The following is a 23387-nucleotide window of genomic DNA, read 5'->3' as shown; positions in this document are numbered from 1 at the left end:
GTATTTTTAGCCTTAACGGAAGAGCGACAGGATGCTCTGCGACGAGGAGTTAGCGATCGAGAGCGACTGGATGGCCAGCTGCTGCTGTGTCTGCAGGGCAGACAGCTTGCTCGATTCTTCTTCCATGTTGGCGTCGACCAGCTTGCCAACACCCGAGGTGATGGCGTCGCTCAGCGACGATGCAAACGTCGTCTGCAGGTCGATACGGCTGGACAGCGAACCCAGCTGTGCAGCAGCGCTTGTCATCGACGACAGAGCTGTTTCCACCATGTTCATGGCGCTGTCGATCTGGCCGCCGGTCATGCCGGAGATATCAAGGCTGGCGACCGAGAAGTTGCCGGCGCTGGTGTCCTTGGTGCCGAGAATGCCCGACGTCAGATCGATGCTGCCACCGCTCGAACCGAACAGAACGTTGCCCTTTGCACCTGCGTTGAAGGTGTAGCTTGCGGAAGATACCGACACGCCGCCCGAGGAATTGCGAACGAAGGAAGAGACGACCGAAGCATCGCCACCGGAAGCGGCAACGACCCAGTTTTCGCCGTTGAACGAAGCCGACTGGGCAACGCTTTTCAGCTGCGCCTGGAGCTGTGTAAGTTCAGCCTGAACCTTGGTCTTGTCGACGCTGCCTTCCTTGGCAGTGACGAGCTTGTCCTTGATCTGGCCGACGATGTCGATGGCGCTGTCCATTGCGGTGTAGGCTGTGTCGACCTTTGCAGCACCGAGACCGAGCGTATCGGAGACGGCACTGAGGGCGCCGACGTCAGACTTCATCGTCGTGGCAACCGACCAGTATGTGGCGTTGTCGGAGGCCTTGGAAATGCGCAGGCCGGTAGAAACAGCGGTCTGCGTGCTGTTCAGGTTGGTGTTGACATTCCGCAGTGTCTGCAGTGCTGCCATTGCGGAGTTGTTGGTCTGAATACTCGTCATTAGGCTTGTCCCCTGGACTGGATACAAATGGAGGGACATTACCGGACTTCTTTACCGGCGATCACGGAGCGGCTTCATGCCTCGGTGCCATCGCAATGGACACCAAACCCGTCATGTGTGATCAAAATCACATCTATTTATTTCCAACTACTTAAATCCTTTTGGAACCGCCGGAGTCCTTGGAGTCATCATTAACGACTGCTGAATCCGCTAATTTACGCTCCGGCCTGACGCAAGGTCCGGGCGCCATTATGGCACTCGAATCTCTGGAGACGGGCGTCGTCCGTCCCTGACTGTCATCACGATCCGCGTGGAGTTTGGCTCTTGAATTACAAAGCTGCTTTTTCGATCGCCTCCGATCACTACCGAAAAGGCCACTACACGCGGGCCCTCGAGGCGCTCAACGCGCTGATCGACGTCGATACCTCGCCGAAGACCTACGCCCTGCTTGGGAAGACACTGCAGAAACTCGGCTTCAAATCCGAGGCGGCCAGTTCGTTCGAACTCGCGGGTCGCCAGAAGCCCGTGCGGGAGGAATATCTGCGCGACGCCCTGCTGCTGCACTTCGAGAGCGGCAATGAAGACGCAGCACTGGCCATCGGCTCGCTGATCTTCCCTTTGGCGCTCAAGGACCCCGACGTGGCCTATGTGCTGGCCACCATCCTGCTCGCGCGACAGCAGAAGGCACTGCTGGGCGGCCTCAAGAAAATCCTGGCAGACGGGTTGCACCTGCGCCATCTGACGCTGGCGGCCAAGCTTCTCAGCGACGATCTCTACGACGATGGCAACCGCCATATCGCGACAACGCTTTTCAAGCGATATCCCGACAACATCACCTTCCGGACGCTCAGCCTGATCTTCAGCCGCGAGTTCTCGGATCTTGCCACCATCGATATCCAGGCAGCACCCGTTTATGCGGCAACGGCTGCGGGCAAGCTCGACTACGTCCGCTACGACAACCCCTTCTTCCACCTGCACTGGTGTGGCGACGAGGCGCTGAACAAGCTTGCGGTGCACGATTCGTCGCCGATTGCCGAGGGACACAGCGACAAGCGCCGCAAGATGCCACACACATGGGGCGAGAAGATCCGCCTCGGCTATCTGTCATCGGACTTCTGGCCTGGCCATGCGACGATGAAGCTGATGCAGCGTGTTCTCGAGTTGCAGGACAGGGATCGCTTCGAGATCGTCCTCTTCGATCATTCTCCGCTGGACAGCCAGCAGGCCCAACCTTTCGACTTTTCCAAATGGGGCCGTGTCGTCGATGTCCGCGACATGAGCGACAAGGCAGCAGCGGATCTCATCCGGTCGCATAACATCGACATTCTCGTCGATCTCAAGGGCCACACCAAGGATACCAGGGCAAAGATCCTCAACCACATGCCGGCGCCGATCCAGGTAGCCTGGCTTGGCTTTCCCGGCACGACCGTCAACATCGACCTCGACTACATCATCGGCGACCACTATGTGCTTCCCGATCACTCCAAGGCGCATTTCCACGAAAAGTTCTGCAGGTTGCCGGAATGCTACCAGCCGAACGATCCGACCCATCGCCCGAAGCCGCGCCCGACCAGCCGTGCCAAGCACGGCCTGCCGGAAGACGCCTTCGTGTTTGCGTCATTCAACGGCAACCGCAAGATTACCTCCCAGATGGTCGACGTCTGGTGCAATATCCTCAGGCGGACCAAGAACACCGTGCTCTGGGTCGTCTGCAACGGACCGCGCGCGGAAGCCAATCTTGCCGCCCGCTTCGAGGCACGCGGCATTCATCGCAAGCGCATCGTATTCACCACCCGCATCCGCTATGACGAGCATATCGACCGCCAGGCGCTGGCCGACCTCGGCATCGACACCTTCCCGGTCAACGGCCATACAACGACGTCCGAACAGCTCTGGGGCGGCCTGCCCGTCCTCACTCTCAAGGGTACGAACTTCGCCTCCAGGGTCAGCGAGAGCCTGCTGAATGCCATCGGCGTACCCGAACTGGTTGCCCCGGACATGCAGGGCTACGAGGACATGGCCGTTGCGCTGGCCAACGATCGCGCTCGCGTGCAGGAATACAAGGAACGGCTGATCCGCAACCGCTACGTCATGCCGCTGTTCGACGCGGAGCGCTTCTGCGATCACCTGCAGATGGCTTTTGAAACGATGTACGAGCGCGGCAGACAGGGGCTGGAGCCAGAGCACTTCGATGTGCCTGCCCTGCCCCCGCGCACCGTGCCGTTCATGGTCGAGGACGAAAATCCGCACGCTATCGCCGCAGAATAGTTCGCGCGCGCCGGGGGATACTCCGGCGCCGGCGCGCTGGCGTCACGACTTACATCAAATCAGGTCAGTGGAAGGATCGGACGAGGCTGCCGACCAGCAGGTTCCAGCCGTCGATCAGCACGAAGAACAGGATCTTGAACGGCAGCGAGATGGATGTCGGCGGCAGCATCATCATGCCCATCGCCATGACGATGGTCGAGACGATGAGATCGATCACCAGGAACGGCAGTACGACGAGGAAGCCGATTTCGAAGCCGCGGCGGATCTCGGAAATCATGAAGGCCGGGATAAGAACACGGTAGTCGATCTTGCTGTCGACGACGACCGTCTGGCCGCGCTCCTGGGCGAGATCGACGAACAGCTTGATGTCCTTCTCACGCGTATTGGCGGACATGAAGGTTCTAAACGGTTCGGCAATGCGCTGCACGGCCTCCGTCTCGTTAATCTGGTTTGCCAGAAGCGGCGCGCCGCCATCCTTCCATGCCTGGTCGAAAGTCGGTGCCATGACATAGAAAGTCATGAACAGCGCCAGGCTTAGCAGGATCATGTTGGACGGGGTGGTGGAGAGGCCCATGCCGGAGCGCAGGATCGAAAATGCGATAATGAAGCGCGGGAAGCTGGTGACCATCACCAGGATGCCCGGAGCCACCGACAGGATGGTCAGAAGGCCGAATGTCCTGATGATCCAGGCCGCCGCCGAGCCGCTGACAGGCGCGTTGAACAGGTCTGTCGGAAGCTGTTGCGCCGCCGCCAACTCGGGCACCGCCATGATGGCGATGAAAAGGCATAGAAATCGAATCATTCGATGACGAAGGTTCTGAACATCACCTTCGATACGCGCCCTTCCGAGCGCAGGTCAACACGTTCCTGAATGTCGTCCCTAAGATATTGAAAGCCGCGCGGACCCTCGATCTGCTGGAGGGAAACCGTGCGGATATAGGCGAGGATATCCTGGTGGATATCTTCGGCCATCTTGACGTCCGTCGGCCCCTTGAACATCAGCGCGACCTCGAGCCGAACCCAGTTTTCCGACGGGTAGGCAAGGTTGGACGTGATGGGGTCCAGCTGGAGGATACCGTTGGCCTCGGGGACAACGGTTGGCAACGCGCCGTCCTCACCCTTCTTGCCGCCGGCCTCGGGCTTGGCCTCGGCTGCCTGGGCCTTTTCAGCTGTAAGTATCTTCGGAGCGACCATATTGCCGATGGCCCAGCCGCCGCCGGCGCCGACCAGGGTCAGCACCAGCACGCCGCCGATCAACGGGATCAGGGTACTCTTCTTTTTCTTGCCGTCTTCGTCGTCTGCCATGACGGTCCGCCTTTCATTGTATCTCGTCTACAGCCGCTACAATGGCGACAGAAGGTCGACAGCCTGCTGGCCGCGCGGCGGCTGCTGGATTTCCGTCAGGCGACCGCGACCGCCGTAAGAGATGCGGGCTTCGGCGATCTTCTCGTATGAGATGGTATTCTCAGCGGTGACATCCTGCGGCCGGACGATACCGGCGACGTTGAGAATGCGGATTTCCTGGTTCATGCGAACTTCCTGCGAGCCGCTGATGACGAGGTTGCCATTCTCCAGGATGCCGGTGACGACGGCGGCCACCAGCAGTGTGACCTGCTCGGAGCGCTGCATCTTGCCCTTGGCATCGGTTGAGGTGTCAGAGCCGTATGTCCCGGCGCCCGACGTCTTCGGGTTCCAGCCCAGAATATTGGCGTTGACGTCGTAGTTCATGCCGCTCTTGTTGGTCCGGTCGCGATTGGTCTCGTTATCCCAGTTGGCCTTGTCGTTGATCGATATGTTGACCGTCATGATGTCGCCGACATTCAACGCGCGGGCGTCCTTGAACAGCGCCGCCTGCGAATCGCTCCACAGCGAATAGCCCTGTGCCACCTGATGCGGCCGCTTCGGATAGAGAGACATCTGCGGCGTCTGGGCATATTGCAGCCCGCTGCCGATCGGGCTCATGGCCGGCGCCCGACCGATTTCCTTGATCGCCTGCGACTGGCAACCGCCGAGGAACACCATTGCAGCCAATGTGACGGGGAGCGACTTGTTCATTGTGTGTCCTTGGCCTTCGACGTGTTCGGATCAGACGCGCTGGACATGATGTTGGTCACGGTCGCCGCCTTCTGCGGGTCCATTTCGCTGAGGATGAGGCTTGCCTGGCTTGGTTTCAGCTTCATGATGATCGCAGAAGCGATGGTGATCTTCACGTCGTTGAGGCTGGCGGCGGCGGCATCCGGCTTCATGTTCTTGTAGATCTGGACCAGGCCGTCATCAGCCTTGGCAAGGAAATCGTTGCGGCGCTTCAGCCAGTCCTCGTACTCAGCCTTGCGCTGGTCCATGATGGCAATGCGGACGTCGACATCGGCCTGAAGTTTTTCAAGCGCCTGCTTCTGCAGCAGGTAGCGCTGGTCGCGAGCCGGCTCCGCGATATTGGTGCAGAACTGGCGGATCTCATCCTGGCTGCTCGATGGATCGACCGCCGGCTTTGCCGTATCCTCGGCAAACGCACCGGGGATGATCAGCAGCGCCGCACCGACCGCCGCCAGGGCGACAGTCTTGCAGTTCGCCCGAAGATGCACGAGGACGTCTCTACCCATCATTGAAGAACGAGCTCCGCTTGCAGTGCGCCAGCCGATTTTATGCCCTGGAGAATGGCGATGATGCCATCGGGCTTGACGCCGATATTGTTGAGACCGGACACCAGGGTCTTCAGGTCGGGCCCCTGCAGGACTGCGACGCGGCCGCCGGACTTGGTCGCCGAGATGTCGGTCTGGTCCTGGACGGCCGTCTCGCCGTTGCTGAATGGCTGCGGCTGGATGATCTGCGGGTTCTCGCTGACCTGAACGGTCAGCGTTCCATAGCTCACGGCAACCGGCGAGACCCGGACGTCGGCGCCGATGATGATCGTTCCGGTGCGCTCGTTGATGACGACCTTGGCCGGCGTATCGGTCTGGACTTCGAGATTTTCGAGATCGGCCATCAATCGGGTAAGATCGGCCGTCTTCGGCTTGGCGATCGCCACTTCCTGCGAATCCTTGGCTTCGGCAATCGGCGCGCCGAAACGGGACGAGGCGTAGGCATTGACCGTGTCGGCGATGCGGATCGAGGTCGAGAAATCGGGGTTGCGCAGCTGCAGGACGAGATTGACCGAGTCCTTGAAGCGCGACGGCAGCTCGCGCTCGACGATGGCGCCTCCGGGCACGCGACCGGCAGTCGTGACGCCCTCGGTCACCGTTGCTGCCGCGCCCTGGGCCTGAAAGCCCGAAACGATGACGGAGCCTTGCGCGACGGCATAGATCTGGCCGTCGGCACCGCTGAGCGATGTCATGATCAGCGTACCACCGCGCAGCGAGCTTGCGTCGCCAAGCGAGCTGACCGTCACGTCGATGCGGCTGCCGGGGCTGGCGAATGGCGGAAGGTTCGAGGTGACCATGACAGCGGCGGTGTTCTTCGCGCTGGACTGGCCGCCTTGCGTCGAGATACCGAGATTCTGGAGCATGGCGCGCATCGATTGCTCGGTGAACGGCGACGAGCGCAGGCCGTCGCCGGTGCCCTGCAGGCCGACGATCAGGCCGTAGCCGATCAGCTGGTTGTCGCGGCCGGCCTGCAGCGAGGCAATGTCCTTGATGCGCGAACTCATCGCTGCCGCCGGACCGGGTGCGGTCAGGCTCGGCAGCATCAGCAGGATGGCCAGGAAAAGACGCAGGCTTCTCATTTTGCTACCACACGGATCGTACCGTTCTCGAGGACCGTGCCGTTGACGATGATGCCGGAATCGATGTTGCGGGCGCGGACCTTGTCACCGATAGAACCGTCGTCGAGGGGCGTTCCGGCAGCCGAAATCATCATATCGCCCATGCTCATCACCAGCCGGACGTTGGAACCGCGCGTCACGGCAAAGGGCTGGCGAAGCGCAGAGATCGCGATCGTACGTCCGGAGAGCAATGTCCGCTTCGACACCCGACCGACGACCTCGTCGATCGAGCGGGCGAAGTCGCCGGTGAGGTTCGGATTGGTGATCTGCACCTCTTCCAGCTGACCGCTGCTGATAACGTCTCCGGGATAGATGGCTTCCGTCGGAACGACCGCCTTGCCCATTCCCAGATCTTCCGCACTGGCGCTGGGGGCCAGCACGAACCCGCAGGCCAGGCCGACGACGGCGAGCCACGCGACTGCAACGCTTTTTGCCTGGCGAACGATCATGTCCGGCTCTCTCTTTGCTACTTGAGGTTTTTGCTGACCACCGAGGCCATGTCGTCGGCCGTGGTGATAACCTTGGAATTCATTTCATAAGCGCGCTGGGCCGTAATCAGCTCGGTGATTTCCTTCACCGGGTCGACGTTCGACGATTCCAGGTAGCCCTGCTTGATCGCGCCGAAGCCATCGAGATTGGGATTGGAAACGACGGGATCGCCAGAGGCCGGGGTCTGGGTGAACAGATTGCTGCCCATGGGCTGCAGGCCTGCCTCGTTGACGAAATTGGCGAGCTGCATTTGCCCAAGGATCGTCGGCGTGGCCGACGTGCCGATGGTGGCGGAAATTTCGCCGGAGGTGCTGATCGTGATCTTGCTGGCGTTGCTTGGAACGGTGATCCCAGGCTGCAGGACATTGCCGTCTACGGTGACGATCTGGCCGGTGTCGCTCTTGTTGAAGGAGCCGGCGCGGGTGTAGGCCGTCGTGCCGTCAGGCATCTGGATCTGGAACCAGCCACGACCGACAACCGCGACGTCGAGATCGTTCTCGGTCTGCGACAGCTCGCCCTGGATATGAATGTTGCGGACGGCGGACGTCTGCACGCCGAGACCGATATTGGCGCCCTCGGGTACGGCTGCCTGGTTGGGGCGGTTGGAGATGCCCTTGGCCCGTTCCGTCTGGTAGAGAAGGTCCGAAAACTCGGCGCGGGAGCGCTTGTAAGCCGTCGTGTTGATGTTCGCGATATTGTTCGCGATGACCTCGAGATTGGTCTGCTGGGCATCCATGCCCGTAGCCGCAATGGCAAGCGCTCTCATGTCTTCGTCCGATCCCGTTAAATCTGCATTTTCGTGATGTCTAGGAAGGCCGAAACAAGCTTGTCACGGACTGCGACGGTCGTTTGCAGGGTCTGGTTGGCCTGCATGACGGCATCGACCACCTCGCGAGTGCCCATGGTGCCCTTGATACCGGCGAAGGAAGCCGCTTCAGCTCCCTTCAGGGTGCTGACCGTATCCTTGGCCATGTTGCTCATGACAGAAGCAAAGCTCATGCCGGTGTCGGCGCCAGGCGTTGCACCCGGGGTGGTCACGCCAGTCGACAGGCCGGGCATCAAGCCTGTTGTCAGCGACGAGGACGCATCTTCCGAAACGCTGCCGAGGCCGCGCGTCATCGAAGAAAGTGAGGTGAGACTTTTGATAGCGTCAATCATGATCAGGACTTCAACAAATCGATGGTGGAATTGATTAGATCGCGCGATTGCTTGATCGTCTGGAGATTGGCCTCGTAGGAGCGATTGGCTTCGCGCATATCGGCCATTTCAACGAGAACGTTGACATTCGGCATCTTGACGTAGCCCCTCTGGTCCGCAGCTGGATTGCCGGGGTCGTATTCCTCGACGAACTTGCCCTGGTCCTGACCGACTTTCTTGACGCCGACCGTGGTCAGGTTGTTGGTATGGTCGAGTTCGGCGCCAAAGGTTACCGTCTTGCGGCGGTAGGGGTTGGCGCCCGGCGTGTCGCCCGTCGAACGGGCGTTTGCGATATTTTCCGAAACGATGCGCAGGCGGGTCGATTGAGCTTCGAGACCTGAGCCTGCCACCTTCATGGCAGCAGTTAATGGATCCATTTTTTATTTCCCCACGACCATCATCATCATGCGATTGAAGGAACTGACGAGGGCGGTGTTCAAACCGTACTGCCGCTGAATTTCACCGGTCTTGGTCAGTTCGGATTCCAGGCCAACGGTGTTGCCCGATTCCTGGACACCGATTTCCTGGTTTAGAGAGGCTTCCTCGACACCGATTTTGTCGGTGCTGCCCATTTCGGTGCCTGAAAGATGCGCCGGGTTCGTGCGCGCCATGCCAACCGTCTGGTTGTTGAGCACGGCTTCGAACGGCGTGACGTCCTTGGCATGGAATTTGGGGGTGTTGGCGTTGGCGATGTTGCCTGCAACCACCTGCTGACGCACCGACAACCATTCTGCTTGGCGCGATGCTAGGTCAAAAAGCTGGATCGGTTGCATGGGGATCATCTCCATTCGTATGCCTAGACACTAGGCCGGTAATCTTGCGTGGGACTTGCGGCAAACGCGTTTGATTGCGTAACTTCGAATATGCGCGGCCGTCGCCGATACGCCTCTCCGCCCAGCACCGCGCGGGCGATGCTGCCGTCCTTCCGTCGGGAGGTTTTTCCATGAAACGAAGCGCCCAAAAGGCGCGCCGTCAGTTGGCGTCGTAGACAGCGCCGGTCGAGGTGATCATCACCCACTTGCCCTTGCGCTGCTCGAGGCGCGAAAGGCGGCTGTTGTCGGGAAGGACAGACCCGATCCTCACGACATACATGCCGGCTGCATCCTGGATGAGCGCACGCCCGTTGGAAACGTGCAGCAGGCGAAAATCGGACACGCCCGGAAACGGCTGGTTTTCGGCATCGGCGCCTTTGACGTCGGCGGGAGCGGCGGTGCCGGTCGTCGCCGTGGTCAATCGATCGGTATCGACCAGGGGCTTGCTGTCCGTCTCGTTGCTGTTGGCCAATCCCATCGGAGAGACGCTGAAGACGTTGCGCTGCTCCCAGCTGCTCGGCAAAGCACGGGTGCGTTCGCCCTCAGCCACCTGCATGCCGAACTTGTCGGGGTTCAGGAATACATACCAGGGGAAGAAAGCCGACAGTGCGGCCAGCGCCAGACCAGCACCCTTCAGCGCCGTATCGCCACGCAAGACACGCTTGCGCTTCTGCTCCGTCAACGGCTTTGCGCCGGCGTCTGTATCGATTGCTTTCACGTCAGCCTCTGGGTCTTGCGTTGGCCGGGGCGGCAGCACCATTCTTCAACGCCGTTGCAAGGTCGGTGAAGGCATCGATCGAGGGGCGATCGTTCGGCAACTGCTTAAGAACGTCGTAGATGAGCGGGACCTGCTTGATCGCCATGTCGACGTCCGCGTCACTGCCGGCCCGGTAACCGCCGATGAGACGGAGATCTCGAGTTTCCTCGAAGCGGTGGACGAGAGACTTCAGCCGCGACACCAGCTTCTCCTGGTCCGGCGTCCATGCCTTTCGGGCAAGACGCGAGACTGACGACAGCGGATCGATCGGCGGATAGCGTCCCTCTTCGGCTAGGCTGCGCTGCAGGACGATATGGCCATCGAGAATGCCGCGGGTGGAATCGGCGATCGGGTCGTTGTGATTGTCGCCGTCGACCAGGATCGAGATGATCGCGGTGATCGTCCCGGTACCTTCCGGGCCGGGACCGGCGCGCTCGAGCAGGCGCGGCAGTTCGGTAAACACAGAGGCCGGATAGCCACGGGCAATCGGCGGCTCGCCGGACGCCGTCGCGACTTCGCGGATGGCGTGGGCAAAGCGCGTGACGCTGTCGACGATCAGAAGCACATTGTCGCCGGCATCGCGAAAATGTTCGGCGATGGTGATGGCTGCGAGCGGCGCCATCTTGCGCAGCATAGGGCTTTCATCGCTGGTGGCGACGACTGCGACCGACTTGCTCATATGCGGACCGAGCGTGTCTTCGATGAACTCGCGGACTTCGCGGCCACGCTCGCCGACCAGCGCGATGACGACCTTGTCGAAAGCCTCGGCGCGCGCCAGCATCGACAGCAGCGTCGATTTGCCGACGCCAGAGCCGGCAAAAATGCCGAGGCGCTGGCCGAGGCACAGCGGCGTAAAGATATCGATGGCGCGGACGCCGGTCTTGAACCCGGTCTCAACGCGCTGACGGGTCATCGACGGCGGGGCGAGGTTTGAGATCGAGCGGGGCGTGGAGCCTTGCGTCAGGGGACCCAGCCCATCGATAGGCTCGCCCAGCGAATTGATCGTGCGCCCACACCAGTCGCTGGATGGGCTGATACGGAAGGCACCCTTCTGGATGACCTTGTCGTGAATGCCGATCGGCTCGCCCGGCTCGATCGGGCAGACGAAGATCAGGTCCTGCTCGACCCGCACGACTTCGCCGAGGTGGACGCCCGTCGGAGACAGATGGCCGACGAATTCGCCAAGCCGGACGTGCCGCGAGAGGCCGGAGACGGTGTAGTGGCCAGCGGCAATGGTCCTGACATGGCCGCCATGGGCAACGGCGTTCTCCGGCGTGCCGTAGTAGCGGGCAAGCTCGGCGAGTTGCCCAAGCTTCTGCGAAATCGGTATTTCCGGGAGCACAGGGGCCGCCGGCGTCTCATCCGGATCTTCGAGGCCTAGCGGATCCAAGATCGTGTCTTCGAGTTGATCCATCTACCGACCCCTTAAGATGACTTGCTGCCGAGGGTCTTGATTGCCTCGTCGAGCGAGCTTTCGCTCGAGCCCGTCAGCGTCGATATGTTGTCGAAGGCGCGGCTGACTTCGATCAGCTGCGTCATCTCGCGCATGCCATTGACGTTGGAATTTTCGAGATATCCTTGAGCAACGCCGACCTTGGAACTGTCGACGACCGCCTGCGGTGTCTGCGAGGCAATGATGCCGCTGTTGGAATATCGCACGAAGCCCTTGCTGAGGTCGGCGGTGTAGAGACCGATCGTGCCCATCTGCTTGTTGTTCTGGAAGATCTCGCCGTTGGCCGTGACATTAGGCTCTCCGCCCTGCGGATTGAGCTGGATCTGCCCGCCATTGGGATCGAGGACAGGGAAGCCCCGCTCCGATACAAGGGCTCCAGTCGATGTCATCGAAAACCGTCCGTCGCGTGTCAGAACTGTGCCGGCGGGAGTATTGATGCCGAACCAGGCATCGCCCTTGACCGCGAAGTCGAACAGGCTGCCGGTATTCTGCAGTTCGCCGGACTCGGTTGAAAGATAATCGTTGCCTTGCGTCACGAAGGCGACCTTGGAGCCGAGCTTGTTGTCGGTGTTGCTGAGCACCTGGTTGAACTTGACCTCCGTGCCGCGAAAGCCAGTGGTGTTCACATTGGCCATGTTATCGGCGATCGTCGTCAGCCGCCGCTCGAGGGCCATCTGCGAGGATAGAGACACATAGATACCAGACTGCATGGCAACGCCCTCCGGACATTGGAGAATAACGGAAATGGAAGCCGCCGGTGACGTGCATGTCCATTCGTTAGATGGGCATGGATGCCCTTGCCCTGCCTTATCTCAGCACTTCCTTGTGCGAAGCTGACACTATGGAAGACTTGGCAAAAACGGCGTGGGAAACAGCCTCACGCAAGATAGGCAACCTACTCCAGACATCAGAAACAACGTCAGGTATGGACCGTCGATGAACATCATAATCGGATTCGTTGTGACCTTTGGTTGCATCATCGGTGGCTTTATGGCCATGGGTGGCCATCTCGGTGCGCTTATGCAGCCATTCGAGTTCCTGGTGATCGGGGGTGCCGGCTTCGGCGGCTTCATCATGGCCAACACCATGAAAGTCATCAAGGATTCCGGGAAGGCACTGGGCGAGGCGTTCAAGCATTCGGTGCCAAAGGAACGCAACTACCTCGACGTGCTCGGCGTCCTCTATGCCCTGATGCGCGACCTGCGCACCAAGTCGCGCAACGAGATCGAAGCACACATCGACAATCCGGACGAATCCTCGATCTTCCAGACGGCTCCGACGATCCTGAAGAACAAGGAACTGACGGCCTTCATCTGCGACTATGTCCGCCTGATCATCATCGGCAATGCCCGCTCACACGAGATCGAGGCGCTGATGGACGAGGAAATCAACACCATCCTGCATGACAAGATGAAGCCATTCTACGCGATCACGACGATGGGCGACGCCTTCCCGGCTATCGGTATCGTCGCGGCCGTTCTCGGCGTCATCAAGGCCATGAGCCATATCAACGATCCGCCGGAAGTGCTGGGCGAGTTGATCGGCTCGGCACTGGTCGGCACCTTCCTCGGCATCCTGCTGTCCTATTCGGTGTGCGCGCCGCTGGTTTCGCAGATCAAGATCGTCCGCAGCAAGCAGCATCGCCTCTATGTCATCGTCAAGCAAACGCTGCTCGCCTACATGAACGGCTCCGTACCGCAGGTTGCCTTGGAATACGGCCGCAAGACAATTTCGGCTTATGAGCGTCCCTCGATCGATGCCGTCGAGCAGGAAATGATGAATCCGGGCGGCGAGAACAAGGCAGCTTGATGATGGATGATACACCGCGTACGCCGATGAGTCCGACCCTTCTCGCCAAGCTGACCGGCGGCCTGGGCGATCACCAACGGGTCGAGAAACTTTGTGCCTCGATCGGTCAGGTCTACAGCGAATTCCTGCCTGACCTTATCAAGAGCGAGATCGGCATCGACGTCGTCGTCTCCTATGCCGGCAGCAAGACCGGCGCCATGGACGAGCTGATCGAAGGGCTCGGCGCGAACGTCGCCGTCGTCCACGGCTCGTTGCGCAACTGGTCGCCGAACTTCGTGCTCGGCTGCGGCGCCGGATTTATCCTGACGCTGATGGAGCGGATGCTGGGCGCGATGCCCGAGACCATCACAACGCCGAAGCTGCGGCCGCTCTCGCTAATGGAGCTCGACCTTGCCGTCATGGTGTTCGACAAGATCGCCAGCGTGCTGCGCTCCGCCGTCAACGCACCGGGCGGTTTCGAGCCCTACCTCGAGCCAGCGCAGAATATCGAAGACGGCAAGCCGCCGGCGGAAGGCCAGCCGGACGAGTATGCGGCAGCCATCAAGATGTCGATCAAGCTGGGCGCCGCCACATCGCATTTCATGCTGGTGGTGCCGCAGAAGGTCCTCTTGAAAACCGTCGTCACGCCACCGAAGGCGAAGAACCAGACGGTGAAGTCGGAAGCTTGGACCCAACAGATCACGGAGCAGGTTCACCGTTCCCATGTGACGATCGACGCCCGCATCCGGCTGCAATCGCTGACGCTGGAGACAATCTCCAAGCTTGCCGTCGGCGACGTCATTCCGTTCATGGACAGCAGCGATGTGAACGTCGAGGTCAGCGCCAACGGCAAGGACATCTACATCTGCGAATTCGGCAAGTCCGGCGAAAACTACACGGTGCGTGTCAAGGACACCGTCAACTCCGATAGCGAATTGCTCAAGCACCTCATGAATTGATCGGTTTCCAAAGCCCGGGGCTGCCAACGGCAGCTTGAGGCAAGTTTCAAATGGAATAGTAAAGTTATGGCACCCAGGAAAACAAAAACTGTTGGCGAAGACGCTCTCGACCTGCCCGGCAACGAGGACGAGTTGAACGATGCGATCGACGGTTTGCGCGGCGTCCTGAAAAAGGATGCCGGCGACCTTTCAGACTTCGGCGGCGATTTCGGCGCTGAGGACGACGACGCTGCAGCCTCGCCGATGAGCCTTTCCAGTTTTGGCGATTTCGGCGATGATAGCGCATCGACAGATTCGGATCTTAGCGACCTCGGAGATTTCGGCGGTTCGTCGTTCGAGACACAGCAGGCGCCAGGCAGCGCGCTGACGTCGAACATGGACCTGATCATGGACATCCCGATCGATGTCCAGATCGTGCTTGGCAGCAGCCGCATGCAGGTCTCCGGCCTGATGAATTTGACGGAAGGGGCGATCATCGCCCTCGACAAGAAAATCGGCGAGCCGGTCGAGATCACGGTCAACGGTCGGCGGATTGCTCGTGGCGAAATCACCGTGCTGGAAAATGACGATACGCGCTTCGGGATCAAGCTAATTGAAGTCTTGGGCACGAAGAAAGCCTAATACCCCCCAAGTCTGGGACGGAGAAGACCATGATGGACTTTGACGATTTCGGCGGCGCTGTAGCCGAGAAACCGTTATCTCAGGCTGAAAAAGCCGCGGCCGTCCTTCTTGCCATGGGCAAGGAGGTCGCGGGACGTTTGTTGAAATATTTTACCCAGCACGAATTGCAGCTGATCATTTCGTCCGCCCAGTCGCTGCGCCCCATTCCCCCGGACGAACTGGCAATCCTCGTTGCCGAATTCGAAGACCTGTTCACCGAAGGTGCCGGTCTGATGGATAACGCCAAGGCTATCGAGAGCATTCTCGAGGAGGGCCTGACGCCAGACGAGGTCGACAGCCTGCTCGGCCGTCGCACAGCCTTCCAGGCCTTCGAAACGTCGATCTGGGACCGCCTCGGCGAAGGCGAACCGGCTTTTGTCGGCAGCTTCCTCCTGAAAGAGCATCCGCAGACCATCGCCTACATCCTGTCGATGATGCCATCGTCGTTCGGTGCCAAGGTGTTGATGCAGATCCCGGACGCCCAGCGCGCCGACATCATGAACCGGACGGTCAACCTCAAGGACGTCAGTCCGAAGGCGGCACAGATCATCGAAAACCGCGTCGTGGCGCTGTTGGCGGAGATCGAGATGGAACGCAACGCAGGCGGCTCGGCCAAGGTTGCGGAACTGATGAACGAAATGGAGAAGCCGCAGGTCGATACGCTGCTGAGCTCGCTCGAAACGTTGAGCCAGGCTTCCGTCGACAAGGTCCGTCCGAAGATCTTCCTGTTCGACGACCTGATGCTTATGCCGCAGCGCGGCCGCGTCCTGCTGCTCAACGACATCTCCGCCGACATCCTGACGATGGCCTTGCGCGGGTCTTCCGGCGAGATGCGCGAGACGGTGCTTGCCTCGATCAGCCCGCGCCAGCGTCGCATGATCGAATCGGATCTTGCCGCCGGTACGAACGGTATCAACCCACGCGAGATCGCCATCGCCCGCCGCGCAATTGCCCAGGAAGCGATCCGGCTGGCCAATTCCGGCCAGATCCAGCTCAAGGAACCCGTCGTTGCCGACACCGAGGCCGCTTAACCGCAGCTGTTGACAAGGCCGTTACGGCACATAGCCCGAGTTGAACCCGGCGACCGGGAGGTCTAGACTCTCACAAAGATCAGGCTGCGCATGATGCGCGGCCTTTCGGTTTGAAAAGGGCAGCGGATTTGGCCGACGAGGACAAAGACAGCAAGACCGAGAATCCGACCGAGAAAAAACTTCGGGAAGCGACAGACAAGGGCAATATCCCGATGTCACGGGAGGCAACGCTGTTTGCCTCCATGCTTGCCACCTTCATCTACATGATCTTCTTCCTGCCGGATCGGATGGCCCGGATGGGCCAGGTGCTTCGCGACCTGTTCGAAAATCCGGACCAATGGAGCCTGGAAACCGGCTCTGACGTGATGTCGCTGTTCGTCAAGATCGGCTGGGAAGTTGGCAACCTGCTGTTACCGGCGGTCGTGCTGTTCTTCCTGTTCGGCATCAGTTCCTCGGTCGCCCAGCACCTGCCCTCACCCGTGCTCGATCGCATCCGGCCGCAGATATCGCGCATTTCGCCGGTTGCCGGCTGGAAGCGCATCTTCAGCGTCCCCGGACTGGTGGAATTCGGCAAATCGATGATGAAGATCGTCGTTGTCGGGATCATCATGTTTTTCGTGCTGCGCAGCGAGTTCTTCAGCTCGATCGATTCGATGTTTTCCGATCCGCAGACGATTTTCGTCCGGCTTGCGAGCATCATCAAGAAAATCCTTGTGGTCGTGCTGCTGGCGACCGCGATCGTCGGTATCATCGATTTGTTCTGGACGCGCTACCATTGGTACGACCAGCTGCGCATGACGAAGCAGGACGTCAAGGACGAATTCAAGCAGTCGCAGGGCGACCCTATCGTCAAGGCACGCCAGAGATCGATCGCCCGCGACAGGGCTCGCCGGCGGATGATGAAGAACGTTTCGCGCGCAACACTTGTCATCGCCAACCCGACCCACTTTGCCGTGGCGCTACGTTACGTCAGGTCGGAAAACGATGCGCCGGTCGTCGTGGCAAAAGGCCAGGACCTGATTGCACTCAAAATCAGGGAAATTGCCGAGGAAAACAACATCCCGGTGTTCGAGGATCCGCCACTTGCGCGCTCCATGTTTGCGCAAGTCTCGGTCGATAGTGTCATCCCGTCAGTATTTTTTAAGGCCGTCGCAGAACTGATTCATCGTATCTATGCGGCGAAATCAAATAATAAGCGGGTACCATAACGAATGAAAAGATGCCCCTACTCCGAAAAACGCGAACAGATCCTTGCCGAGGCCATTAGCCCTGTGGCAAGCGAACTGAGACTGCTTGACGCAGCGGACCTGATTTCCCTGCTGCGTTTTGAATCCTATGGCAACCTTGCCGACCTGGTTGCCTCTGCCGCAGAACTCTACTTCCTTCCGGGCACGGTCAATTTTGGCCTAGGGGGCGACTATGCCCTCGAATGGGGCGGCCCGGCGGAAGTCAGCATCGACCTCGAGATCAAACCGGTCGGCATAACCGTCTACGCCAAGCTGGCGTTGACCGAACACCATGCCGGCGTGGAGATCAACCACATCGCCTTCGACAATCCGTCGAGCGATCCGGACGAAAATACGGCTATGCTCGCCCAGAGCCTCAGCCAGGCACGTTACACCATACCGACATCCCCGGCGATGGACGCCTGAAGCGTCTGAACTGCCGAAATCCCATTACGAAACCAGGGCGACGCATGACCGTCGCCCTGGTTTTTTGTCCGACGTGTTCAGCCCCGCATCCCTGCAGCATTACACGGCATGGCGGCCAACATTGCCACGGAGTAATGCTGGCTGCGATTTGAATTACTTTTCTGTAATTCCGACCCCTAATCCCGCTTTATCGGCGAAAATGTGGTCATATCCGCGATATTCTGATTATTTATGTTTAACATGACACCCGTTTCGAGCGGGCTATTACTTGGCGTCGAAGTTCAGGCGAACCCATCTGCTGCATGGCAGACCTGCCTGAGCCTTTGATGCAATCGACCGCTAACGCGAGACAGGCGGCCCGGCATCGTGTTCACACGCTCGCAAGGGACCAATATCATGTCGTCAATTCTTCAGAGACACCGGACCGCAGCCCTCGTTGGCGCTGCTTTCATCCTGGGGGCGGCCTCGCTGCCGCTGGTTTTCAATAGCACGGCCGCCAATGCCGCAGGCCAATCCGGCGCTGTCGGCGGGATCATCGCCGCCAACGGCTCGTTTGCGCCGATCGTCAGCGCCGACAAGCCTGCGGTCGTCACCATCACCACGACGATGAAAGCCGACAATGTCAGCGACGACAGCGACAGTTCGCCGATGGACCAGCAGTTCCGCCAGTTCTTCGGCGGTCAGGGCATGCCGATGCCGCAACAGGCGCCGCAGGGCCGCCAGGGTCACAGCCAGGCCCTCGGTTCCGGCTTCATCATCAGCTCGGATGGCGTGATCGTCACCAACAACCACGTGATCGACAAGGCCATCGACATCAAGGTGACCCTCGATGACGGGACGGAGCTCCCGGCTAAGCTGCTCGGCGCCGATCCGAAGTCCGACCTCGCCGTCATCAAGATCCAGTCTCCCAAGCCCCTTGCCACCATCGCATGGGGCGATTCCGACAAGCTGAAGCTCGGCGACCAGATTCTCGCCATCGGCAATCCCTTCGGCATCGGCACGACGGTCACCGCCGGCATCGTTTCCGCCCGTGGCCGCGACCTGCACAGCGGCCCCTACGACGATTTCATCCAGATCGATGCGCCGATCAACCACGGTAATTCCGGCGGTCCGCTGGTAGATAGCGACGGCCAGGTGGTGGGCATCAACACGGCGATCTACTCGCCCAACGGCGGCAGCGTCGGCGTCGGCTTCGCCATTCCGTCCGACGAGGCAAAGACCATCGTCGCCAAGCTCGAGAAGAGCGGCTCGATCGACCATGGCTATCTCGGCGTCGAGATCCAGCCGGTGACGCAGGATATCGCCGAAGCCGTTGGCTTGACCCAGCCGCAGGGTGCCCTGGTGGCGCTGGTAAGCGACGGGACGCCGGCCGCAAATGCCGGCGTCAAGAGCGGCGACATCATCACCGGGCTCGGCGGCAGGTCCGTGAAAATGCCGAAGGACCTGTCGCGCTTCGTGGCCGACCTGTCGCCGGGTACGAAGGAGAGCCTGACAGTGTGGCGCGACGGTAAGTCCGTTGACCTGCCGGTAACGGTTGGCGGCAACGACAAAGGCGACGAGCAGGCTTCCGTCGAGAGCGGCGACGCGCAGCAGGGTCACAAGCCTGCGCTGGGCATCGGGCTTGCGGAACTGACGCCGGAAGTTCGCCAGTCGCTCAATCTTCCCGATAGCGTCACAGGCGTCGTGGTGGAAAGCGTCAATCCCGACAAGGCTGCAGCGTCCGCCGGCATCCAGCCAGGCGATGTGATCGTCTCGGTCAACCAGAAGCCGGCCCGCAACGCCCATGACGTTCAGGCTGAGGTGGCGCAGGCCAGCAAGGCCGGTCGCAAGTCAGTTCTGCTGATGATCGAACGGGACGGCACAAAGACCTTCGTGGCCGTGCCTTTCGCCGCTGCCTGATACTGTCCAGAGCTCAAGCTTCACCCGGCACACGCCGGGTGAAGCGCGTTTCGGCCTGCAGTGAAGGAATGGATGACGGTGATGTCAGCTGATATAGCCAAGCCGGATGGACTTCGCGATTGCCTGGATGCGATTGACGCTATCGAGCTTGATCGTCGCCGAGCCGAGATAGGCGTTGACCGTATGCACGGAAAGGCCAAGCTTGTCCGCTATTTCTTCGCTGATCCGGCCGTCTCCGGCCAGTTGCAGGCAGGCGATTTCCCGCTCGCTCAACGATTCCACCGCAGAGTTGCGCCGTTCGTCCAGCGATAGCAGATCCATCATGATCTGGCAGCTTCGACCATGCAAATCGACGATGACGTCGCTGCTGACGTCGATAAAATTGGCGGTGAACAGGACGATTCCGTTACCCACGGTTCCCAGCCGGACCGGAAACACAATGCCGGCATAGGGCAGCATCTTGGATTTCAGCCGCAATGTGAACGAGGCAAAATCGATGGCTTCGGCCGTGCTCTCGTCGTCAACGCCGTTCCACATGAGCGGCAGCAGCGATTTTTCGAGATGCTCCAGCATGTCATCGCCGTAAGCGTCGAGAATGGCCTTCGTGACCAGGGGATTGGCCGGACCGAAGTTTTCCAGCTCGCAGACCAGACGCAGCCTGTTGGGAAGGCCAGAACCGGCGACGCGGTAAATTGCGAAATTCTGGGCGTCGATCAGTTTCTGCATCGCGACTAGGCGCGGGAAAAGGTCGGAACGGCTGGAGATACGGTGAACCCGCGTCATCTTCAGTTCGCGCGATACGGTCGTTCTGTCCGGCGCGTATTTCATCGTGACCCCTCAGACCAGATTGTTTCTGACCGCAAACGCGATCGCTTCGGACCGGGTCTTGGTTGCGGTCTTGCGCATGACGCTGGTTATGTAATTGTTGATCGTGTTGCGTGAGATGCCGAGAATCATGGCGATTTCGTCGCTGGTCTTGCCCTCGGCGATCCAGAACAGGCATTCCAGCTCCCGGTCCGTCAATTCGAAGCTGCGCTCGCCCTTGCCCTCGACGCAATGCCCGAAGCTCGCGAAATAGGCCGTCAGCAACCCGACTTCGCGAAGACGTTCGGGCGACAGGATGAAACCGTCACGATAGAGCAGCATCAGCGACAGCCGGGTGCGGCCGACATTGAGTGTCAGCGAGCAGTACTGGCGGCTCGATCCCTCCGGCAAGGTCACGTCGTCGGGCAAAACCGAAAAGCTTGGCTGGAACAGCAACATGCACTTCTCGATCTCGGTGGTCCGCACATAGGCGCCGACGAGATGGGATGCCAGCCGCCGGACGAGATCGAACGGCCAGTCGGACGACATGACGAAATCGAGGCCGCTCTCCTGGAGCAGGTCGCAGCGGGCGAGCATATAGTGGGAGGCGCCGATATAATCGGTCAGGGCGCGCAGGCCCGAATGGATGTAGGGGGAGCCTGCGACGTCCATCAGACGCAGGATAAGCTGGTCACGGGTCATGCTCTTGGCGGGAAGCGTTGGGAGAATAACATCCCCTTCGCTGCGGCTCGCCTGAAGTATATTCATGTCCATTTGCATTTCCTGCCATGTTAAACGTTTAACGTGGGCGCTAGGACGTCCTGCCTGGACTAAATCTGACCTTGAGTGTTTTAACTCTCTGTCCCCGAATCACTATGAACAAACGTACACCCTGGAGCAGCAGACCTCCAAGTTCTAAGGATTTCGGAGACATCTATTCTCTGTATTTGAATATACGATCAAAATCGGCCCCCTGATCCATTCCCCGGTTCAACGTTAAAACGATTCTGCAAAACCATCAATGGCCGGCTTTCGGGAAGAACAAAGGCGTCGGACCGATCACGAAAAAAGGCCGGGAATGAACCCGGCCCTTGTGTCAGGCGGCGACGTCGACTGCCCATTTTCGGAGGATTTTCGCAGCGCGTTCTTCGCTCATTTCCACCATGCGCGACAGGCGACGTTCCGGGCCTTCCTTGACGCGGCGATTGAAGTTGCCGTCGTCGTCGCCCATCGTCAGCAGGTCGTCGGTGCTGTCGAAGCCGAAGTCGGAGCCGAAGCCGTCCATCAGGGCGCCACCGGCGCCGGCACCGCCCGGAGCAAAGTCCGGCAGCTCCAGGCCTGCTGCATCCGGCAGGGCGCTATCGGCTTCTGTACCGGCCAGGCGTCCACCGGCTACCGAGCGGATCAAAGGACGGAAGCCCATCATAATGATCAGGAAGGCGACGACGACGAAGGCGAGCGAGTTGATGATGCCAGCCATGTTGCGGCTCAGCATGTCCATGATGCCGGGGCTAGAGGCCGTGTCGTCGAGCAACTGGGTGTCGAGGAAATCCATGGCGTTGACGGTAATGATATCGCCGCGCTTGGGGTCGAGGCCGGCAGCCGTCGCGACGATCTTCTGCATGTCGGCGATATAGGCGTCGATCTTCGCCTGGTCGGCGGGTTCACCAACCATCTTGGCGATGCGACCCTTGTTAACGACGACGGCGACCGAAAGCTTCTCGAGCTTGTAGCTGTTACGGACGGTGGCCGTGGTCGTGCTGTTGATCTCGTAGTTGGTCTGCTCGTCCTTCTTGTCGGTCTGGTCACTGTTTTGCGGGCTGGCGCCACCCGATGCGGGCGCCGCCTGGGGGATGTTCTGTTCGACCGTCGCAGCCGTGTCAGACTGCTGCTGCTGTGATTTCTGGTTTTCTTTGGTGGTGCGGACCGAGCGCTCGACCTTGGATTCCGGATCGTAGACCGTCGACTGGATCTGCTGCGTGTCCGTATTCAGCTGCGCCGTGACGCTGGAGCGGAAATTGTCCATGCCGAGGAACGGAGCAAGCGCCTTGTCGATGTTCTTCTCGACCTCGCTCTGGACGTTCTGGACAATGCCGAGGTTACGGTTGAGGGCATTGTTGCCCGGATCGTCGCCGGAGGCGAGCAGCTGGCCGGTGGAATCCAGGATCGTAACGTCGTCGACTTCGAGGCCGGGCACGGCCGAGGCGACGAGATGGCGAATGGACTGGGCAGACTTGCGGCCAGCTTCGGAGCCGGCGCGGATCATGACGGAGGCTGTGGGCTTTTGCCCGGCTTTGCGAAAGTTGCCGACATCGGGCATAACGATGTGAACGCGGGCGGCGCTGATGCCGTTGATCGAGGTGATGGTGCGACCGATCTCACCTTCGAGAGCGCGAACGCGAGTGACTTCCTGCATGAAGGAGGTCAGGCCGAGAGAGCCGACATTGTCAAACAGTTCGTAGCCGGCATTGGTGCTGTTGGGGAGGCCTTTTTCGGCGAGCAGCAGACGCGCCTTGCCTGTGGTGCCTGCAGGGACCGTGACGCTGGTCCCGTCGGTGCCGACCTGGAATGCGATATTGGCTTCTGCAAGCGCGATGCTGATCTGGTTGAGGTCCGGCTTGTCCAGGCCGACGTAAAGTGTCTCCTGGGCGGGCTTATTGACGTAAAGGGCTGCGCCCAGAACCACGGCAATGGAAAGCACTGCGACGCCGCCTAACGCCATAAGGCGGTTTCGGCCTAGATTCTGAACATTCTTCAATATCTGAAGTAGTTGATTTAACAGATTCATTCTGTTCTCGCACGCTTCGTCAAAGACCAAACTGGCTTTGTGCCCTGCAGCGAAGATAGGCAGCGAAGCTTGCGCGAGCGTTTCTTCCAACGCGGTCGGGGGTCGCGTGGGCTCGGAGTAAGCCGCGGAAGACCGCGTCTTGCGTT

25 protein-coding genes are annotated in these 23387 nt (G+C 60.0%); 8 read left to right on the top strand and 17 right to left on the bottom strand.

Going from position 1 to position 23387, the window contains the following annotated elements; translation table 11 throughout:
• Positions 1-12: 12 nt before the first annotated feature.
• On the bottom strand, positions 13-927 hold the full coding sequence (locus tag PR018_RS01105) for a flagellin N-terminal helical domain-containing protein (protein WP_142824013.1): 915 nt from the start codon (positions 925-927) through the stop codon (positions 13-15).
• A 324-nt stretch (positions 928-1251) separates the two neighbouring features.
• On the opposite strand from PR018_RS01105, the gene PR018_RS01100 reads away from it, so the two are divergent.
• A complete protein-coding gene (locus PR018_RS01100; RefSeq protein ID WP_142824012.1) occupies positions 1252-3195 on the top strand; it encodes an O-linked N-acetylglucosamine transferase, SPINDLY family protein in 1944 nt (647 codons plus the stop codon).
• Positions 3196-3259: 64 nt separating this feature from the next.
• Here PR018_RS01100 and fliP read toward each other — a convergent pair whose 3' ends face one another.
• The 13 genes from fliP to flgF form a co-directional block, all read right to left on the bottom strand.
• The gene (gene fliP, locus PR018_RS01095; RefSeq protein WP_142824011.1) at positions 3260-3997 is read right to left on the bottom strand and encodes a flagellar type III secretion system pore protein FliP; all 738 of its coding nucleotides are present in this window, start codon (positions 3995-3997) and stop codon (positions 3260-3262) included.
• The gene (locus PR018_RS01090) at positions 3994-4500 is read right to left on the bottom strand and encodes a flagellar basal body-associated FliL family protein (protein WP_142824010.1); all 507 of its coding nucleotides are present in this window, start codon (positions 4498-4500) and stop codon (positions 3994-3996) included. The genes fliP and PR018_RS01090 overlap by 4 nt, the downstream gene beginning before the upstream one ends.
• 36 nt (positions 4501-4536) lie before the next feature.
• On the bottom strand, positions 4537-5250 hold the full coding sequence (flgH, locus tag PR018_RS01085; RefSeq protein ID WP_142824009.1) for a flagellar basal body L-ring protein FlgH: 714 nt from the start codon (positions 5248-5250) through the stop codon (positions 4537-4539).
• A complete protein-coding gene (locus tag PR018_RS01080) occupies positions 5247-5798 on the bottom strand; it encodes a MotE family protein (protein ID WP_202617127.1) in 552 nt (183 codons plus the stop codon). The genes flgH and PR018_RS01080 overlap by 4 nt, the downstream gene beginning before the upstream one ends.
• Positions 5795-6913, bottom strand: a complete 1119-nt coding sequence (locus tag PR018_RS01075; RefSeq protein WP_111216822.1) for a flagellar basal body P-ring protein FlgI — start codon at positions 6911-6913, stop codon at positions 5795-5797. Before PR018_RS01075 ends, PR018_RS01080 begins: the two co-directional genes overlap by 4 nt.
• Complete coding sequence (gene flgA / locus PR018_RS01070; RefSeq protein WP_142824008.1) at positions 6910-7401, bottom strand: flagellar basal body P-ring formation chaperone FlgA; 492 nt, start codon at positions 7399-7401, stop codon at positions 6910-6912. The genes PR018_RS01075 and flgA overlap by 4 nt, the downstream gene beginning before the upstream one ends.
• Positions 7402-7418: 17 nt before the next feature.
• Entirely contained in the window at positions 7419-8207 is a 789-nt protein-coding gene (gene flgG / locus PR018_RS01065) for a flagellar basal-body rod protein FlgG (protein ID WP_111216819.1), read from the bottom strand.
• A 17-nt stretch (positions 8208-8224) separates the two neighbouring features.
• Positions 8225-8500, bottom strand: coding sequence for a flagellar hook-basal body complex protein FliE (gene fliE, locus PR018_RS01060; RefSeq protein ID WP_374113743.1), 276 nt, complete (start codon positions 8498-8500; stop codon positions 8225-8227).
• A gap of 101 nt (positions 8501-8601) precedes the next feature.
• Positions 8602-9015 (bottom strand): flagellar basal body rod protein FlgC, encoded by a 414-nt coding sequence (gene flgC, locus PR018_RS01055; protein ID WP_142824006.1) that lies wholly within the window; start codon positions 9013-9015, stop codon positions 8602-8604.
• Between the two features lie 3 nt (positions 9016-9018).
• The gene (gene flgB / locus PR018_RS01050; protein ID WP_142824005.1) at positions 9019-9411 is read right to left on the bottom strand and encodes a flagellar basal body rod protein FlgB; all 393 of its coding nucleotides are present in this window, start codon (positions 9409-9411) and stop codon (positions 9019-9021) included.
• 199 nt (positions 9412-9610) lie between these two features.
• Entirely contained in the window at positions 9611-10168 is a 558-nt protein-coding gene (locus PR018_RS01045; protein ID WP_142824004.1) for a flagellar protein, read from the bottom strand.
• Between the two features lies 1 nt (position 10169).
• Positions 10170-11621 (bottom strand): flagellar protein export ATPase FliI, encoded by a 1452-nt coding sequence (fliI, locus tag PR018_RS01040; RefSeq protein ID WP_142824003.1) that lies wholly within the window; start codon positions 11619-11621, stop codon positions 10170-10172.
• Between the two features lie 11 nt (positions 11622-11632).
• A complete protein-coding gene (flgF, locus tag PR018_RS01035) occupies positions 11633-12370 on the bottom strand; it encodes a flagellar basal-body rod protein FlgF (RefSeq protein ID WP_142824002.1) in 738 nt (245 codons plus the stop codon).
• A 226-nt stretch (positions 12371-12596) separates the two neighbouring features.
• On the opposite strand from flgF, the gene motA reads away from it, so the two are divergent.
• The 7 genes from motA to PR018_RS01000 all read left to right on the top strand — a co-directional run bounded on the left by motA (position 12597) and on the right by PR018_RS01000 (position 19649).
• Positions 12597-13469 (top strand): flagellar motor stator protein MotA, encoded by an 873-nt coding sequence (motA, locus tag PR018_RS01030; protein ID WP_142824001.1) that lies wholly within the window; start codon positions 12597-12599, stop codon positions 13467-13469.
• Between the two features lie 2 nt (positions 13470-13471).
• Entirely contained in the window at positions 13472-14407 is a 936-nt protein-coding gene (locus tag PR018_RS01025) for a FliM/FliN family flagellar motor switch protein (RefSeq protein WP_142824449.1), read from the top strand.
• Between the two features lie 66 nt (positions 14408-14473).
• Positions 14474-15028: a flagellar motor switch protein FliN gene (gene fliN, locus PR018_RS01020; protein WP_142824000.1), complete on the top strand. Its 555-nt coding sequence runs from the start codon at positions 14474-14476 to the stop codon at positions 15026-15028.
• A gap of 29 nt (positions 15029-15057) precedes the next feature.
• On the top strand, positions 15058-16098 hold the full coding sequence (gene fliG / locus PR018_RS01015) for a flagellar motor switch protein FliG (protein WP_111216802.1): 1041 nt from the start codon (positions 15058-15060) through the stop codon (positions 16096-16098).
• A 128-nt stretch (positions 16099-16226) separates the two neighbouring features.
• Positions 16227-17306, top strand: a complete 1080-nt coding sequence (gene flhB, locus PR018_RS01010) for a flagellar biosynthesis protein FlhB (protein WP_142823999.1) — start codon at positions 16227-16229, stop codon at positions 17304-17306.
• Between the two features lie 3 nt (positions 17307-17309).
• Positions 17310-17750, top strand: coding sequence for a hypothetical protein (locus PR018_RS01005; protein ID WP_142823998.1), 441 nt, complete (start codon positions 17310-17312; stop codon positions 17748-17750).
• Between the two features lie 396 nt (positions 17751-18146).
• Positions 18147-19649, top strand: coding sequence for a DegQ family serine endoprotease (locus tag PR018_RS01000; protein WP_142829139.1), 1503 nt, complete (start codon positions 18147-18149; stop codon positions 19647-19649).
• An 84-nt stretch (positions 19650-19733) separates the two neighbouring features.
• Here the strand turns inward: PR018_RS01000 and visR are convergent, their stop codons facing one another.
• The 3 genes from visR to fliF all read right to left on the bottom strand — a co-directional run bounded on the left by visR (position 19734) and on the right by fliF (position 23241).
• Complete coding sequence (gene visR / locus PR018_RS00995; RefSeq protein WP_142823996.1) at positions 19734-20477, bottom strand: transcriptional regulator VisR; 744 nt, start codon at positions 20475-20477, stop codon at positions 19734-19736.
• 9 nt (positions 20478-20486) lie between these two features.
• The gene (gene visN, locus PR018_RS00990; RefSeq protein WP_142823995.1) at positions 20487-21227 is read right to left on the bottom strand and encodes a transcriptional regulator VisN; all 741 of its coding nucleotides are present in this window, start codon (positions 21225-21227) and stop codon (positions 20487-20489) included.
• 322 nt (positions 21228-21549) lie between these two features.
• Entirely contained in the window at positions 21550-23241 is a 1692-nt protein-coding gene (gene fliF / locus PR018_RS00985; RefSeq protein WP_142823994.1) for a flagellar basal-body MS-ring/collar protein FliF, read from the bottom strand.
• Between the last annotated feature and the right edge of the window lie 146 nt (positions 23242-23387).

The sequence above is a fragment of the Rhizobium rhododendri genome (assembly GCF_007000325.2).
Taxonomy (GTDB): Bacteria; Pseudomonadota; Alphaproteobacteria; order Rhizobiales; family Rhizobiaceae; genus Rhizobium; species Rhizobium rhododendri.
The sequence above is the reverse complement of the archived record's forward strand: the minus strand, read 5'-3'. Positions and strand labels throughout refer to the sequence as shown.